Source organism: Methanobrevibacter millerae, from assembly GCF_900103415.1.
Taxonomy (GTDB): Archaea; Methanobacteriota; Methanobacteria; order Methanobacteriales; family Methanobacteriaceae; genus Methanocatella; species Methanocatella millerae.
This window is the reverse complement of sequence record NZ_FMXB01000008.1, coordinates 1-14,105: the sequence shown is the minus strand read 5'-3', so window position 1 is coordinate 14,105 and position 14,105 is coordinate 1. Positions and strand designations below refer to the sequence as shown.

16 protein-coding genes and 1 pseudogene are annotated in these 14,105 nt (G+C 37.9%); all 17 read left to right on the top strand.

Translation table 11 applies throughout. The features are described from left to right. The first annotated feature begins 9 nt into the window (after positions 1–9). The 17 genes and pseudogenes from serB to F3G70_RS05610 all read left to right on the top strand — a co-directional run bounded on the left by serB (position 10) and on the right by F3G70_RS05610 (position 13,983). A complete protein-coding gene (gene serB / locus F3G70_RS05685) occupies positions 10–1,803 on the top strand; it encodes a phosphoserine phosphatase SerB (protein WP_149731739.1) in 1,794 nt (597 codons plus the stop codon). A 47-nt stretch (positions 1,804–1,850) separates the two neighbouring features. Continuing rightward, positions 1,851–1,997 (top strand): hypothetical protein, encoded by a 147-nt coding sequence (locus tag F3G70_RS12040; RefSeq protein WP_188118093.1) that lies wholly within the window; start codon positions 1,851–1,853, stop codon positions 1,995–1,997. A gap of 85 nt (positions 1,998–2,082) precedes the next feature. After that, the gene (topA, locus tag F3G70_RS05680; protein WP_149731738.1) at positions 2,083–4,242 is read left to right on the top strand and encodes a DNA topoisomerase I; all 2,160 of its coding nucleotides are present in this window, start codon (positions 2,083–2,085) and stop codon (positions 4,240–4,242) included. Between the two features lie 301 nt (positions 4,243–4,543). Then, on the top strand, positions 4,544–7,282 hold the full coding sequence (locus F3G70_RS05675; protein ID WP_149731737.1) for an STT3 domain-containing protein: 2,739 nt from the start codon (positions 4,544–4,546) through the stop codon (positions 7,280–7,282). 49 nt (positions 7,283–7,331) lie between these two features. Continuing rightward, positions 7,332–8,426, top strand: a complete 1,095-nt coding sequence (locus F3G70_RS05670) for an OBG GTPase family GTP-binding protein (protein WP_149731736.1) — start codon at positions 7,332–7,334, stop codon at positions 8,424–8,426. 5 nt (positions 8,427–8,431) lie between these two features. Next, complete coding sequence (locus F3G70_RS05665) at positions 8,432–8,962, top strand: adenylate kinase family protein (RefSeq protein ID WP_149731735.1); 531 nt, start codon at positions 8,432–8,434, stop codon at positions 8,960–8,962. A gap of 179 nt (positions 8,963–9,141) precedes the next feature. After that, complete coding sequence (locus tag F3G70_RS05660; RefSeq protein WP_149731734.1) at positions 9,142–9,507, top strand: ribonuclease P protein component 4; 366 nt, start codon at positions 9,142–9,144, stop codon at positions 9,505–9,507. Then, positions 9,476–9,733, top strand: a complete 258-nt coding sequence (locus tag F3G70_RS05655; RefSeq protein ID WP_149731733.1) for a YhbY family RNA-binding protein — start codon at positions 9,476–9,478, stop codon at positions 9,731–9,733. The genes F3G70_RS05660 and F3G70_RS05655 overlap by 32 nt, the downstream gene beginning before the upstream one ends. A gap of 99 nt (positions 9,734–9,832) precedes the next feature. Next, a pseudogene (locus F3G70_RS05650) lies at positions 9,833–10,267 on the top strand (30S ribosomal protein S19e); the annotation flags it as partial. A 322-nt stretch (positions 10,268–10,589) separates the two neighbouring features. Further along, positions 10,590–10,946, top strand: a complete 357-nt coding sequence (locus F3G70_RS05645; RefSeq protein WP_149731732.1) for a DNA-binding protein — start codon at positions 10,590–10,592, stop codon at positions 10,944–10,946. Between the two features lie 4 nt (positions 10,947–10,950). Continuing rightward, complete coding sequence (locus tag F3G70_RS05640) at positions 10,951–11,535, top strand: DUF7411 family protein (RefSeq protein ID WP_149731731.1); 585 nt, start codon at positions 10,951–10,953, stop codon at positions 11,533–11,535. 28 nt (positions 11,536–11,563) lie between these two features. Further along, positions 11,564–11,719, top strand: a complete 156-nt coding sequence (locus tag F3G70_RS05635; protein ID WP_149731730.1) for a 50S ribosomal protein L39e — start codon at positions 11,564–11,566, stop codon at positions 11,717–11,719. A 12-nt stretch (positions 11,720–11,731) separates the two neighbouring features. Beyond that, on the top strand, positions 11,732–11,977 hold the full coding sequence (locus tag F3G70_RS05630) for a 50S ribosomal protein L31e (protein ID WP_149731729.1): 246 nt from the start codon (positions 11,732–11,734) through the stop codon (positions 11,975–11,977). A 43-nt stretch (positions 11,978–12,020) separates the two neighbouring features. Then, entirely contained in the window at positions 12,021–12,692 is a 672-nt protein-coding gene (locus F3G70_RS05625) for a translation initiation factor IF-6 (protein WP_149731728.1), read from the top strand. Positions 12,693–12,711: 19 nt separating this feature from the next. Beyond that, positions 12,712–12,936, top strand: coding sequence for a 50S ribosomal protein L18Ae (gene rpl18a / locus F3G70_RS05620; protein WP_149731727.1), 225 nt, complete (start codon positions 12,712–12,714; stop codon positions 12,934–12,936). Positions 12,937–12,958: 22 nt separating this feature from the next. Beyond that, positions 12,959–13,390 carry a prefoldin subunit alpha gene (gene pfdA / locus F3G70_RS05615; protein ID WP_149731726.1) on the top strand — a complete coding sequence of 144 codons (432 nt, stop codon included), beginning with the start codon at positions 12,959–12,961 and terminating at the stop codon, positions 13,388–13,390. A gap of 110 nt (positions 13,391–13,500) precedes the next feature. Further along, positions 13,501–13,983 carry a helix-turn-helix domain-containing protein gene (locus tag F3G70_RS05610; protein ID WP_149730882.1) on the top strand — a complete coding sequence of 161 codons (483 nt, stop codon included), beginning with the start codon at positions 13,501–13,503 and terminating at the stop codon, positions 13,981–13,983. Positions 13,984–14,105 lie beyond the last annotated feature (122 nt).

Below are 14,105 nucleotides of genomic sequence, written 5' to 3'. Positions count from 1 at the left end.
GTGGTATTATTGATTAAACTTGTAGTATTTGACTTAGATAACGTTATTATTGATGGTGAAGCAATAGATGAGATAGGAAAATTAGCAAATGTTGAAGATGAGATAGCTGAAATTACTGAAAAAGCTATGCAAGGTGAAATAGACTTTGAAACTTCTATTAAAGACAGAGTCCAACTTCTAGAAGGAACCTCTATCGAAGAAATCGAAAAAGTCGCTGACGAACTTCCATTAATGCCTGGAGCTTGTGACACTATCACATGTTTGAAGAATAAAGATGTTGATGTAGCTATCATTAGCGGTAGTTTTGATGTAGTGGCTGAGAAGGTTAAAGATAAGCTTGGTGTAGACACAGTATATACCAATAGTTTCACAGTCGAAGATGGTAAATTAACTGGTGAAGTGACTGGTCCTTTAGTATCCTGTTCCAAACTTGATGTCTTAAATGACCACGTCGAAAAGGCAGGTATTTCTTTAGAAGAAGTAGTTGCTGTTGGAGATGGCGCAAACGACATTTCCATGATTGAATCAGCTGGCTGCGGTATTGCATTCAATGCAAAAGATTCCGTAAAGGAAATAGCTGATATTGTAGTAGAAGAAAAAGACTTAACAAAAGTCTTAGACGAAATTCTTAATCAATTAACCACTGAAGATACTGAAAACGACGCTGTTGAAAACGAAGAAGCTGAAGAAGTAGAAGAAGCTCCTGAAGAAGCTGCTGCTGAAGAAGAAGCAGTAGAAGAAGTTGAAGCTACCGAAGATGCTGACGAAGAAGCTCCTGAAGAAGAAGTTGAAGCTGAAGCTACCGAAGAAGAAGTAGAAGAAACTCCTGAAGAAGCTGCTGAAGAAGAAGCAGAAGAAGCAGAAACCGAAGCTACCGAAGAAGTTAAAGAAGTAGAAGCTGAAGAACCTCAAGAAGATGAAGCTGAAGCTAAAAAGTCTAAAAAAGATCTTCCAAAATCTGAATTTGTTCTCGCTGACACTATGGAAGGCGTAAGAAAACAAAAAGATGAAAAAGAAGCTGAAATCGCTCAAATTGCTGAAGAAAGAGAAGAGTATAACAGAATAGCTAAAGAACAACGTAAAATCCGTGATGAATTAAACGCATCACTGAAAGAAAACTTAAACAAAGCTATTGAATACAGGAACGAACGTAACGAGATCAACAAATCCGTTGAAGAAGCTAAAAAAGCTCGTAACGATGCAAATAACAAGATTAAAAGCTTAGAATGGTCTTCTGGTAAACGTGATAAAGTTAAAATCGAAAATGAAATCAAAAAGATTGATAAAATTATCGAAACTCGCGTTTTAGATATCAAGAAAGAAAACCAGCTTGTTAAAAACGCAAACGATCTCAGAAAACAACTGATGGACATCCAGGAAGATGAATCAGTTAAAGAAGAAGCTCAGGAATTAAGGAAATTATCCGAAGAAGAGCACGAAAAAGTTATCACCCTTTCCGAACAGGCACAGGCTGCCCACGAGGAAATGCTGACTTACTTCAGAAAAACTGATGACATCAGAACCGCTGCTGACGACGCTCACAAGAAATTCATCGAAGCACGTAACAACGCTTCAGCAAAACATGAAGAGTTCAAAGCAGTATTAAGCGATATTCACGTAATTAACAAAAAATTAGGTTCCGGTAAACCTAGAAAAAGAAGATCCGATAAAAAATCTTCATCCGGTGCTAATAAAAACCGTGAAGAAAAAGAAAGAGCTGAAGAAATCTTTGAAAAATTCAAACAAGGTGGAAAACTATCTACTGAAGAGCTCTTGCTTTTACAAAAATACAATATAAATTAAATACATTTTTAATTTATATTTTTTTACTTTTTTTAATGAGGTTTTACATGTCTGATGAAAAAATAGAAACCTGCTTTTTATGCGGCAAGAAATTCGACATGAATAAATCCGAATTGGCTTATTATCGTAATGGTAAATATCCTATATGCGATTATTGCGCTGAATTTTATTCTTTCTACAGGGAAGATCTGTAATTTTTTTCTCAATAGAAATTTTTATATATGATAATTTATTTTATATTTTATCTAATTAAAAAATTTGAGGAGAGTAGTTGTTAGAATGCAAGAAGTAATTATTTGTGAAAAGCCTAGTTCTGCTGAAAAAATTGCAAAAGCTTTATCTCCAAAGGCTAAAAAAAATTTATACAACAAAAAGATTAAATACTGGACATTGAACAGGGATTCAAAGGACATAACAGTTTTATCCGGCGTTGGTCATTTATACTCATTAATACCTGATACCTCAAAAAGCAGCATTTCATTCAATCTGCATTGGGCTCCCGCTTATGAAGTCAACAAGAAAACAAGCGGATACACCCGTGATTATGTAAGGGCCATTCAGAAGTTCGGAAAAGGTGCGGATTCTTATGTTCACGCATGCGATTACGACGTTGAAGGAACGTTAATAGGATACAACGCCCTTAAATACGGCTGCGGCGAGGATTCTCTATCCAAGGCTTCCCGTATGAAGTTCTCCACATTGACCAAAAAGGACATCGTTGAAGCTTATGAAAACAAAATCAAGATAGACATGCATCAGGTGGACAACGGTATTGCCCGCCACATCATTGATTATTATTTCGGAATGAACATTTCAATTGCGCTTTCAAATGCAGTTCGTAAATCCAAAAAGAGATTCTTGAAACTGTCTGTAGGTCGTGTTCAGACCCCTACGCTATCAATTCTGGTTGACCGTGAAAAGGAAATCGAAGAATTCGTTCCGGAACCTTACTGGGTCATCAGGGCAATTCTTGACTTTGAAGACATTGAAATCAAGCACGTTGAAGGAAGCATCTTTGACCGTGAAAGGGCAGAGGAAATCTTCAACAAGTGCAAGGGAAAGGACGCAACCGTAGATTCAATAGAAATCGGCCATTCAAAAACCAGGCCTCCAGTACCGTTCAATCTGGGAGGATTGCAGTCCGAGGCCTATAACGTATTTGGTTTTACTCCAAAAAGGACTCAGGTCATTGCCCAGAACCTTTACAGTTCAGGTTATACTTCTTATCCACGTACATCTTCTCAAAAATTACCTGAAAGTTTAGGCTTTTCATCCATATTCAAGCAGCTGGCCAAAAACGAGGAATACAGAAAGCACATTTCCCAGCTTCCGGCCAAGCTAAAACCTAATAACGGTAGAAAGGATGATGAGGCTCACCCTGCCATTCACCCTACCGGAATATTACCGTCCGGTTTATCCAAAGACGAACAGAAGATTTATGACTTGATTGTTTACAGATTCATTGCCGTTTTCTTTGAAGCGGCCAAATTCGAAACAATGGCTACTTCTTTGGACATTGAAGGCGAAGAGTTCCGCTTCAGGCGCAGAAGGGTTACCCACAAGGGCTGGATGGAGCATTATCCGTTCAGGAAAATCGATGATGAAACCTTCCCTGACATTAAGGAAGGCGACAAAATGAGCGTTAAGGAGCTCATTTCTGATGAAAAGGAAACCAAGCCTCCTGCCCGTTACAATCAGGCTTCATTAATTAAGGAGCTTGAAAAAAGGGAATTGGGAACCAAGGCTACACGTGCCGATATCATCGATAAACTGTATGATAGAAAATATATAGACGGAAACAAGATTTCTGTCAATCAGCTTGGAAAGAACCTGATCGATACCCTGAGCACTTACTGTAACAACCTGACCAGTGAAGAGCTGACCAGGGATCTTGAAGAAAAGCTTGAGGGCATTAATAAAGAGGTTACTACCCGTAAAAGTGTAATTGATGAAGGTGAAAATGACGTCAAGGAGATTTTAGTCGATATTGCTAAAAACACTGATGAGATAGGCTCCAAGCTTTATGATGCATATCAGGAAAGCAACATTGTCGGAACATGCAAATGCGGAGGAAACCTGATTAAAAGGTATTCTCCTAGAAACAAAAGCTATTTCGTCGGATGTTCTAATTATCCTGACTGCAGCAATACCTATTCAATCCCTAAAGGCGCACGTTTCCTTAAGAAAAAATGTGAAAAGTGCGGTCTTCCTATGATTTCATTTGGAAGCAAGCCTCCTAAGCACGCATGTCTCGATTCCAACTGCGGAAAGGAACATCTTGAACCTGAACAAATCGAGGTTTTAGGCAAGTGTCCTGACTGTGGAAAGGACTTAATTAAGCGTCATGGACGCTACGGTGACTTTGTAGGATGCAAGGGCTTTCCGAAATGCCGCTTCACATGCGCACTTGACGAGCTGAAATATAAACTTAAAAAGTGATTTTGAAAAATTTAATTTTTTTCAAATTACTCTTATTTTTAATAATATTACCTTAAATGCAAAATATTTAATAGTGTTAAAAATAATATATATAAATTAATAAAAATATTTTGCTTGATTATGCAATATTTTTATAAAAATTTTTGCGATGTGTAACATTCGCATTTTCATAAATAAATTTAATTGATTAAGTTAATTCTCATTAGAGCGTTGACTTAATGATATGCACTTAACGGTGCATTATAAGAATTACAAATCAATTTTAAACTTTAATAATGAACAAACTAAACAGAGGATTTAGATGAATAGAGATACAATATTAACAGTTGCTAAATCATTAATCATTATATTAATTTTATTAGCAGTTGTTTTTGCATTAAGAGCTCCTGCAGCTGATCTCAACATTCTCCCGAATGAAATCAAAGGGGATTATGTAGATTCTTCCGGTCTTCCTTATTTCAGTGAAATGGATTCATATTATAACTTGAGGCTGACCGAGGATTATGTAGATCATGGTTTTGTAGGAGATGAGAATTTAGATGATGGTACACAGAAGGATTTGCATAGGTATGCCCCTGACGGTAATATAATTAATTACGAACTGGGTATTGTGTATGTGACGTCGTTCTTCAATGATATGGTGAATCAGTTCATTGGCGGTCATACCGTAAGGGAAGTCGCATTCTGGACAGGTGCAGTTGTTGCGTCCCTTGCTGTAATTCCGGCATTCATATTTGCCAGAAGACTGACAAATGATTATGGGGCGATTGCAGCTACCCTGATTATTGTATTGGCTCCGAACTACTTTGCGCACACATTCCCTGGATTTTTCGATACGGATATGTTTTATTACATATTCTCGCTCTTCTTTATATTCTTCTTTGTCGAATCGATACGGACGGACAATATAATTTTAAAGATTGTCTACGCATTTTTATCAATGGTTTCAATCGGTCTGTTTTCAATTTCATGGACTGGTTATATCTTTTACGTAGGTTTGATGGGAATATTCGCAGTTGTATATTTAATCGCATGTTATATATTCAATGTCGGTGAAGACAATCAGAACGAATATTCAAATAAGATTGTGTGGTTCCTGCACCAGAAAGAGATTCTTTCAATACTTATCCTTGTTGTATTGGGTGCAGTATGTATCGCTGTTTTCAGAGGTGTTGACACCGTATTTGGTATGTTCAACAGCTTGCTTTCACTGCTTTCACTGCAATCCACTGCTAGGGTTGTAGGTGGTTTCCCTAACGTACTTATTTCCGTTGCAGAGATGCAAATGCCTAACATGCTTGGTGCGGGAATGGGTTCAGCATTCTTGGCTAACTCCAATGGTGTTGTAAACGGTATCGGTGGTATTTTCGTAATGTTTGCCGGTTTAATCGTATTGTACATATTGGTAAGAAGAGTATTCAGGCTCAGAAAAATCACTGCTCCTAAAACTCAGCTTAAAGGCAAACCAAGCAAAGCCGATAGGGTTTCCGCTTCTAAAAAGATTGATGATCAACGCAGATTCAAGTTATCGCTGGGTGAATTAGGCAGCTTTGGTGATACTCAAGATGAAATTTCAAAAACTAAACGTTTAACTGTTTTATACGCTTCTTTATTCCTGGTATGGACTTTGCTTACTATTTTAGCTGTAACCAGAGGTTCAAGGTTTATTACAACCATTGTTTTACCTTTCGGTTTAATGACAGGTGTATTCATCGGATATGCAAGCGATTACATTAAACACAAGCTGAACAACGACAACTGGCTGGTCGCCATAATCATTTTATGTGCAGCTCTTGCAGCTTATCCGCTAACTCAGATTAGCCTTGTATGGGGTTTACTTTTATTAGTCCTATTATTGGCTGTCGGACTCGCTTCAGTTTATCTTATCAAGCAAAGCAAATCCGCTGACAATAAAAGCGTCCCTGTCAAGAAATATGTGGCCGTTCTTCTCATTGTTCTTGCGCTTGTATCCCCTACAGTTTGCGGTGCTTACATTACTGCAAATCAGGTTGTTCCGGGTACAAGTGACCCTATGTGGAACGCAATGACCTGGATTAACGAAAACAGTGAAAACAATACCGTAATCACATCTTGGTGGGACTTCGGTTACCTCTTTGAGATTGCTGCTGACAGACAAGTAACATTCGACGGAGGTTCTCAGTCAGGAGACCGCGCATTCTGGCTGGGTCAGGCGATGACGACCAGCGATCTGGAACTGTCTGCGGGCATTTTCAGAATGCTGGATTCAACGGGTACAAGAGCCCAGGAGGCATTGTATAACTACACCCAGGATTATGGTAAATCAACCGACATATTAATCGACATTTTACCTATGAGTGAAAGTAACGCTACAAACACTCTGGTCAACAAGTATCATCTGAACGCTGAACAGGCAGCTCACGTTGTAAATTACACTCACCCTGACAATCCACGTCCTGTAATATTCGTTGCAAGTTCAGATATGCTTCAAAAAGCAGGCTGGTGGAGTTACTTCGGTGCATGGAACTTTACAGACCAGAGTTCTGAAAACTACAACTACTACGTTCCTAGATCTCAACTGGAAGTTGCACCTGGTGAAACCGGCAGATTGAATGTCCTCAACCAATCAGGATTGATTGTAAATACGGTTGTCCAAAGAGGAACAGGTAACAATTCAACTACCGGATACACTGAAGCGTTATCAGCATACAACAACAGTGAAATTATCCTTAATGGTTCAGCATACAACCCATTGAACATTTCCAACATTATGGTAATTGAGAATGGATATCTGGTTAAAAACGAATCAGTCGGCGACGTAAAGGACGCTAACTACACCCTCTTCCTGATGGGTGAGAACAACACTTACACTCCAATTCTGATTCACAACAAGCTAGCCAATTCCATGTTCACTCAACTGTACCTCCTTGGTGGTGCAAACCAGAACGTATATGAAATGGTTCATATGGAAAACGGTGTATCATTGTGGAAAATACACTTTGAAAATACTGTTGCCGGTGGAGGCACTGGTTCTAACAGTACAAACCAGACAAGCAAATAGATTGGGATTTAACTCCTAATCTCTTTTTTTTATTATTTTAGTGATTTTAATGGGCATTGAAGATAAGATTAAAGATATTGAAGAAGAAATTCAAAGAACTCCTTATAATAAGGCTACTTCACACCATATCGGTAAACTGAAAGCCAAGCTTTCAAGATTAAAGGAAGAGTCCTTGCAGAGAAGCAGTTCCGGTCATAAGGGACAGGGTTTCCATATGAAAAAGACCGGGGACGCTACAGTTGTTCTTGTAGGATTTCCTTCTGTCGGTAAATCTACTTTATTAAATGAAATCACCAATGCCGAAAGTAAGGTCGGAGCTTATCAGTTCACCACATTGGATATCGTTCCCGGCGTCATGGAATATAAAAACGCTAAAATACAGGTATTCGATATTCCGGGAATCATTACCGGAGCAAGCAGTGGTAAGGGAAGAGGAAAAGAGATTCTCTCAGTTGCAAGAACTGCAGATTTGATTTTAATTGTATTGGACACTTTCAATCCACAGCATTTAAACGTTATTTTAACTGAATTAAGAAATATCGGTATCAGGCCTAATGAACACCCTCCTGACGTTACAGTCAACCGTAAAAGAATAGGCGGTGTCAAGGTTTCATCAACGTGTCCTTTAACACATCTGGATGAAAAGACAATCAGGTCAATCATCAACGAGTACGGAATGCACAATGCAGACGTTTTATTTAGGGACGACGTTACAATCGATCAGTTCATTGACGTGCTTGATGGAAACAAATCCTACGTTCCAATGTTAATATTATTGAATAAAGTGGACCTTGTTGACGATGATTACATTGAAGAGCTTAAAAAGTACATTCCGGAATTCATTCCTATTTCAGCCGATAAGAAAACAAATATCGATGAACTGAAAGATTTAATCTTTGATAATCTTGATTTAATAAGGGTTTATCTCAAGCCGCAGGGAAGAAAGGCGGACATGGAAGATCCTCTGGTTATCAAAAAGGGCTCTACGGTAATTGATGTCTGCGGAAAGCTTCACAGAGAATTTGTTAAGAACTTCCGTCACGCAAAGATTTGGGGAACATCAGTCAAATTCCCTGGTCAAAAGGTCGGACCTGACCACGTTCTTGATGACGAGGACGTTTTAAGGATTATTTTAAAGAAATAGATATCATGATTATTTTTATAAGCGGCACTCCATGCAGCGGAAAGACCACTATCAGCGAAGCATTATCTTCCACATTAAATTATGATTTGATTAAAATCAATGATTTGGCCATTGAAAACGATCTTGTTTTGGGAATAGATGATGAAAAAGGCTATAAGATAATTGATATTGATGCTTTAGACGATTTGCTTTTAGAAGTTATTTCCGATGATTTAATCGTTGAAGGCCATTTAAGCCATCTCTGCCATGGTGCGGATAAGATGATTATTTTAAGGTGCAGGCCCGAAATTCTTGAAAAAAGGCTGGCTTTAAGGGAGTATTCCGAAGCTAAAATACGTGAAAACCTGGAAGCCGAAGCTCTGGGAGTCTGTTCTGCTGAAAGCCTTGATATTTATGAAGATAAAGTTTATGAATTGGATGTCAGCGATTTAAGCGTTGGCGAAGCAGTTTCAGCAATCACTGATGTCATCAATGGCGATAAGGAATTGTCATTTGGTGAAATAGACTTTATGGACTGGTTAATTACAAATCACTGACTTATTTTTTTCATTCAAAATCTCGATTTTTGCAAACATTTATATGTATTGAAATTCATAATTATTCTTAATATTCATTTTAACCTAAGGTTATCATTAACTATGGTTTTTGTTTTAATTTGCGCAAATCATTTTAATTCAATTTTGAATATTATATCCGACAATTAAGGAGGATATTTTTGAGTAGAGGAAAAAGACCAAAGTGGATGATTGATATAGCTGTTGAAAGAATGAACATTCTTTTTGAGCGTGCAGAGATGGAATTCATCACCCATCCAGAACGATCACACAGGTATGTTGAACTGGCTAGAAAATTATCTACCAAATACAATACCAAGATTCCTGAAAAATGGTCTCGAAGATATTGTAGGAAATGCGGTAAGTTCCTTTACTATGGTCATAATTCATCCGTCCGGCTCGTTGACGAGAAAGTCAGCATTTTTTGTGGAGAATGTGGCCATGTCATGAGAATTCCTTACAATAAGGAAAAGAAAAATAAGAGGAGAGCTAAATATGAGTCAATCAAAAAAAGAAATGATGAATAGAGCTCTTTCCGCGATGACAATTAACATCGGCAAAAGCGGCGTCAACGATAATGTTATCGAAGAAATCAAGCGCCAGTTAAAGGCCAATGAGATTGTCAAACTTAAATTTGCAAAAAATATCGCTAGAGATAAAGATACTTATATTGCAGAAATTGTCGAAAGAACCAGATGCAAGCTCATCGACGTTCGAGGACATGTTGCTGTAATTTACAAAAAGAAGCCTTAAGAATTACTTAAATTTAGAGTTACAGGCCCTATTTTTTTAGGTCTTAAATTTACAGTGGATTAAGAGGACAATTATTTAATAAAATATTGGAGAATTAATATGACTACTGTATTTGATGTACCTGCAGATTTATTAATTGAAAAAGTCGCAGAAGAATTTAAAGATAATGATAAAATCAATTCCCCTGCATGGTCCAATTACGTCAAAACCGGTGTTCACAAAGAAAGAAAACCGGAAAACGCTGATTGGTGGTATGTAAGATGCGCATCTATCATCAGAAGAGTTTACATTGACGGACCTGTTGGAGTAATGAGTTTAAGAACTTTCTACGGTGGTAAAAAAGACCGTGGTGTAACTCCTGAAGTATTTAGAAAAGGTAGCGGAGCTATCATTAGAAACGCTCTTCACCAATTGGAAGACGCAGGTTTCGTTGAAAAGGTTGAAGGCGGAAGAGTCGTTTCACCTAAAGGAAGATCCTTTTTGGACAAAACCTCCGGTGAAATCATCAGAGACATTCCGGAACTCGCCAAATACAACAACCAGTCCGAATTTGGAAATGTTCATTCTGATTTTCTTAGAAACTTAAGTTCAGCTATTAAAGAAAATCCTGAAATTGAAGATGCAGACAAGGATGAGTTCATTGAAAAGATTTCAAAAATCGACGAAAGACATGAACACATTGCAAAAGCAATCAAAGAATTCAGTGATGACATAAAGGAAAGACATTCCAAACCTGTATTTGAATCAGTCTCTTCAATAAACAAAGAAGACCTGGGCAATGCTGTAGAGTCATTACTTTCATCTTTAAGGAGAAAATAGATATTATATTCTGAACTAAATTACCGGAGAGTTTGATATGAGCGATCTTGATGAAATCCGTCAAAAAAGAATGGCTGAACTGCAGGCTCAACAGGCTGCTGCGCAACAGCAGATGCAACAGCAGCAGGCAGCGCAACTGCAACAGCAAGAGGCACAGGCAAAATTCGAAGCTCAGAAAAAACAGATTTTAGGTCAAATACTGACTTCTGAAGCAAGAAACAGGCTGGCCAATCTCAAACTGACCAAACCCGAACTTGTCAATCAGATTGAACTTCAGTTGATTCAGTCTGCACAGGCAGGAAGCTTAAGGGGAAAAGTCACTGACGAGCAATTGAAAGTCCTTTTAAGGCAGATTGCCGGTCAGAAAAGGGAGATTAAAATTACAAGGAAATAGTTCCATGAAAGCGGCTGTATTATATAGTGGCGGCAAGGATTCATCTTTTATGGCTGTTATGCTTAAAAGGCTGGGTCTTGACGTTGAATTGTGCACTGCAAACTTCGGCGTTTACGATTCATACGTTCCTGCCGGAAAATCAGCGGAGGCATTGGGTTTTAATCACAAGGTCTTGGAATTGGATTTCGGGATTCTGGATAAAACCTGCGACATGATCATGAGGGACGGCTTTCCCAACGACGGAATAAAGTTCATTCATGAGGCTGTCATCGATGAAGTCGCTGAAAGATACGACATTATAGCCGACGGTACAAGAAGGGACGACAGGACTCCAAAACTTAACGTCAACCAGATAAGAAGCCTTGAGGACAGAAAGGATGTGCAATACATCAATCTGGACAGCTTCGGTCACAAGTCAATAAGGCTGATTACCTCAAATCTCTTTGAAATATCACATGAAAAGAGTAATAAGGACAACAGCTCCGACTATGAGGTTGAAATAAGGACGCTGATTGACGAGAAAGGGGGAAATTCCCTGGATATATTTCCGGAACACTATCAGACTCGGGTTATAGGATATAAGAAATGATTATTATACTTTATTCACAGGTGAGAAAATGAGTAGAAATAAACCATTAGCAAGAAAATTAAGAATGGCTAAAGCAAACAAACAAAACAGGAGAATTCCAATCTGGGCTTATGCTAAGACTAACCGTAAACTTAGATACAGACCTAAACCTAGACATTGGAGAAGAAACAGCCTTAAATTATAAGGGGGATTTATCATGGAAAGAGTTTACACAATTCCACTCAGAAATGTAAAAAATGTCAAAAGGACTATCAGAGCTCCTAGAGCAATAAGGGAAGTTAGAAATTTCTTAACCAAACACATGAAAGCTGAAGAAGTCAAACTTGATGAATCTATCAATCATGTAATTTGGGCAAGGGGTATTCAAAAAATACCTTCTAAAATTACTGTAAAAGCAGTTAAAGATGAAGATGGTGTTGTAGAAGCTACTTTAGCAGAATAGCTATTGTACTTTTTTCAAATACTTAAACAAGTGAGGTAACAATATGTTGAGAAGAATTGATATTGTAGGAAACCCTAACATAGGTGTTTTCATTCAGGCAACCGACGATTTCGTCATCGTTCCGTACAATCTGATTGATGAGAAGGTCAAGGTTGTTGAGGAAATAATGGAAGTCCCTGCAATCAAATCATCTATCTCCGGAAGTAGCCTTATTGGATCTTTATCTGTGGCCAATTCACGCGGTATTGTTGTTTCCCCACATGTTCTAGACAGAGAAGTTAAGCAGTTTGAAGAAATGGGTCTTGAAGTGGCCGCCCTTCCCGACAGGTATACTGCTGTTGGAAACATCGTGGCCGCAAACGATAACGGGGCTATTGCAAGTCCATTCCTATCCGAAGATGCCATTAACACTATCGAAAGCACATTGGACGTCAATGTCGAGTCCAGTTCAATGGTCGGAAGCGACATCATAGGATCACTGATATCCGTTACCAATAAGGGCTTTCTGATTAGCGGAAACGCTGTTGAAAGTGAAGTTAACTTCTCTCAAGAGGTATTTGGTGTTGAGGGCAACGTCGGTACTGTGGGCAAGGGAATTCCTTTGGTCGGCGCATGTTCCATTGCAAATTCAAATGGAGCAATCGTAGCAAAAAACAGTACTGGTCCTGAAATGGCTAGAGTTGAAGAAGCGTTAGGCTTTTTAGATGATTTATAATTATTATCGAGGGATCAATATGATAACTAAAATTTACAGAGTAAAAGGTACTTTTGTAATGGGCGATGAATTTCATAAATTTGTAAAAGAGTACAAAGCTACTTGCGAAGCTGATGTAGAGCAAAAGATTTATGAACGTTTCGGAAGCAAACACGGCATTACCAGAAACCAGATTAAGATTTCTGAAATCTCCGAAATTGCTCCTGAAGAAGTCTTAGACCCAATTGTAAAAGAGATCTTATAAAAACACTTGACGGGGTGTTATTATGCAAGATCAGCAAAAACTAAATGAGATCATCAATGAAATCAATGCATACAACCAGCAGGCAGATTTGGTTCGCCAGCAAATCGAACTGATTCAGTCTTCCATTGCTGAAGTCGATGCATTGACAACCACCCTGGACGACTTGAACGGTGAAAAGGCCGTTGAAGCTTTCGTTCCTGTAGGTGCAGGTTCTTTCATTAAGGGTGAGCTCAAGGACACAGACGAAATCATTATAAGTATTGGTGCAGGATACGCCATCAAAAAGGATGCTGAAGGCGCCAAGGAGATTATCTCCGGGCAGAAAAAGGATTTGGAAGACAGCTTGGATAAGATGCTTGCAAGTTTACAGCAAATTTCCGATATCTTGGCTAATCTCCAGGGTCAGGCCCAGCAAATCCAGTCAGCAGCTCAGGGCGGCGTAACCGGTTATTAATTACTTATAACCTTTTTTTCTTTTTTTATTAAACTAAATTGAAGCTATTTTTATTTTCATTATAGTTACTAACCAAACTTTTATTATAGATGACTGACAAATAATAAATTATGTCAGGCAAATCTAAAATTAATGTTTTTAACAAAATGACAAAAACTGCTTTAGATGAAGAAATAAGTGCTTATGTGGCTTATCATAGGTACTATCAGAGGTTAATTGCAGTTAAAATAGTTAGTGAAGGAAATACAATTGCAGATGCTGCAAATATATTGGGAAAATCCTATCAAACAGTCCACAGATGGATAAAAATTTGCGAATCTGAAGGATTAGAAGGATTAAAACCATCATTTGGTGGAGGGAGGCCATCAAAATTAAATTATGATCAATTGATTGAATTAGATAAAATCATTGAAGAAACACCAAATATGTCAATGAAAGATGTACATCTTCTTGTTAATGAAAAATTTAATGTAGATTATAGTTTAAAGCAAATAGGAAAAATTGTGAGGAAATTAGGATACAATTACAGTAAAGCATATCCTAAATTTTCGAAATCTCCTGAAGATGCAGAAGAACAGCTAAAAAAAACTTAGAAGAACACAATTTATCTTCAAAAGATATTATTGTCTTATTTGATGAAGCATCCTTCCAAAATGAACCCTACACTCAAAAATCATTATATAAAAAAGGAACAAAACACACACAAACTGTAAAT